Origin of the sequence: Cereibacter changlensis JA139 (assembly GCF_003034985.1) — a bacterium.
In the GTDB taxonomy this organism is placed as follows: domain Bacteria; phylum Pseudomonadota; class Alphaproteobacteria; order Rhodobacterales; family Rhodobacteraceae; genus Cereibacter; species Cereibacter changlensis.
The window spans coordinates 1-1,847 of sequence record NZ_PZKG01000301.1 but is presented as its reverse complement, the minus strand read 5'-3'; the positions used below and the strand labels follow the sequence as shown (position 1 = coordinate 1,847).

Genomic DNA, 1,847 nt, shown 5'->3' with positions numbered 1-1,847 from the left:
CATGCGCGTTGATCACGTCGATGCCGCGCCAGTTCCACTGCTGCATGTTCACCTGGCGCGGCCCGTCCTGATGGTAGCCGGCGATCACCAGCCGGCCGCCCTCGGCCACCAGCTCGCCCGCCACGTCCAGCGCCGCCTGCTTGCCGACCGCCTCGATCACCACATCGCAGAACCGGCCGTTGGTCTGGCCGCGCACCTCTTCGACCACCACGCCGTCCAGCGGCAGGGCGCGGGCGGCGCCCATCCGGCGGGCCATGGCCAGCGCCTCGTCGCGGCGCGAGATGGCGATCACCTCGGCCCCGGCGTCGGAAGCGAGCCGGGTCAGCAGCGCTCCGAGAAAGCCGATGCCGACGATCGCCACCCGGTCGCCGCGCGCGATGCCGGAGCGGCGGAAGATGTTCATCGCGCAGCCCAGGGGCTCGGCCGGGAAGGGGCGGCCGGCGAGGCTTTCCGGCAGCGGCACGACCAGCGACTGGTCGATGACCTCGTGGGTGGCGAAGCCGCGCTGGCCGAGGAAGGCGACACGCTGGCCCTCTGCGAAGCCCTGCACGCCCGGCCCTATGGCGTCCACCGCGCCCCAGCCCTCGTGCCCCAGCCCGCCGGAGTCGGTCGGAAAGCTCATCCACTCCGGCCCCGCCCAGGGGCCGAGGTTGGAGGCGCAGACGCCGCAGCCCTCCAGCCGGATGCGCAGCTCGCCCGTCCCGGGCTGCGGCAGCGGCTCGGTCACCACCTCGATCCGGCCCGGCCCGGTCAGGCGCACGGCCCGCATCGGGGCCTCTTCCGTGGGACGGGGGTGGCCCGGGAAACTGGTGTGGGAAAGGGCTTGGGTCATGGAAGGCTCCTGGCAATGCGACGGCCGGTGAACCGGGGAGCCGGGAGATTGTTCCGGAAGAAGATCCTCGCCCCCCGGGGCAGGGCGTGCGCGGCGGGATGATGCTGCTGCTGCAGCGGGCTGGAACAATCTCCCGCGGTTCAGGTTCCGGCATCATCATCGTCATCCACAATGACATCATCTCCACAACATCAGGGATTTCAAATGACGAGAATTTTGGTCACCGGCGGGTGCGGCTTCATCGGTCGGCACGTCGCCGAAGACCTGCTGGAATGCGGTTACGAGGTGCGGCTTTACGATGCGCTGATCGACCAGGTGCACGAGGGCGTCGCGGTGACGCTGCCCGAGGGCGCCGAGGTGGTGCGCGGCGACATGCGCGACGCCGAGCGGCTGCGGAAGGCGCTGACCGGCTGCGACGCGGTGCTGCATCTGGCGGCCGAGGTCGGCGTCGGCCAGTCGATGTATGAAATCGCGCGCTATGTCGGTGCCAACGATCTGGGCACCGCCGTCCTGCTGGAGGAGCTGATCGCGCAGCCGGTGTCGCGCATCGTCGTCGCCTCGTCGATGAGCGTCTATGGCGAGGGTTACTACGCCACGCCGGAGGGCGTGCTCCTGGAGACCGTGCGGCGCAACCCCGCCGAGGTCCGCGCCGGGCGCTGGGACCCGCGCGGCCCCGAGGATGCGCCGCTGGTCGCCGTCTCGACCGACGAGCGCAAGCGGGTCGACCTAGCCTCGATCTACGCCCTGACCAAATACGTGCAGGAGCAGGCGGTGCTGATCCATGGCGCCGCCTACGGCGTCGATGCGGTGGCGCTTCGGCTGTTCAACGTCTTCGGCGCAGGGCAGGCGCTGTCGAACCCCTATACCGGCGTGCTGGCGAATTTCGCCTCCCGGCTGGCCAATGGCCAGCGGCCGACGATCTTCGAGGATGGCGAGCAGAAGCGCGACTTCGTCCATGTCCGCGACGTGGCGCGGGCCTTCCGGCTGGCGCTGGAGAAGCCGGACGCGGCGGGCG

At 70.7% G+C, this 1,847-nt stretch carries 2 protein-coding genes; one reads left to right on the top strand and one right to left on the bottom strand.

Going from position 1 to position 1,847, the window contains the following annotated elements:
- The coding region (locus tag C5F48_RS23450) for an MDR/zinc-dependent alcohol dehydrogenase-like family protein (protein ID WP_258186568.1) at window positions 1–832 on the bottom strand (832 nt) is incomplete at its 3' end.
- A 204-nt stretch (window positions 833–1,036) separates the two neighbouring features.
- On the opposite strand from C5F48_RS23450, the gene C5F48_RS23445 reads away from it, so the two are divergent.
- Window positions 1,037–1,847, top strand: an 811-nt coding sequence (locus C5F48_RS23445; RefSeq protein WP_107666086.1) for an NAD-dependent epimerase/dehydratase family protein, incomplete at its 3' end; no start/stop codon positions are given.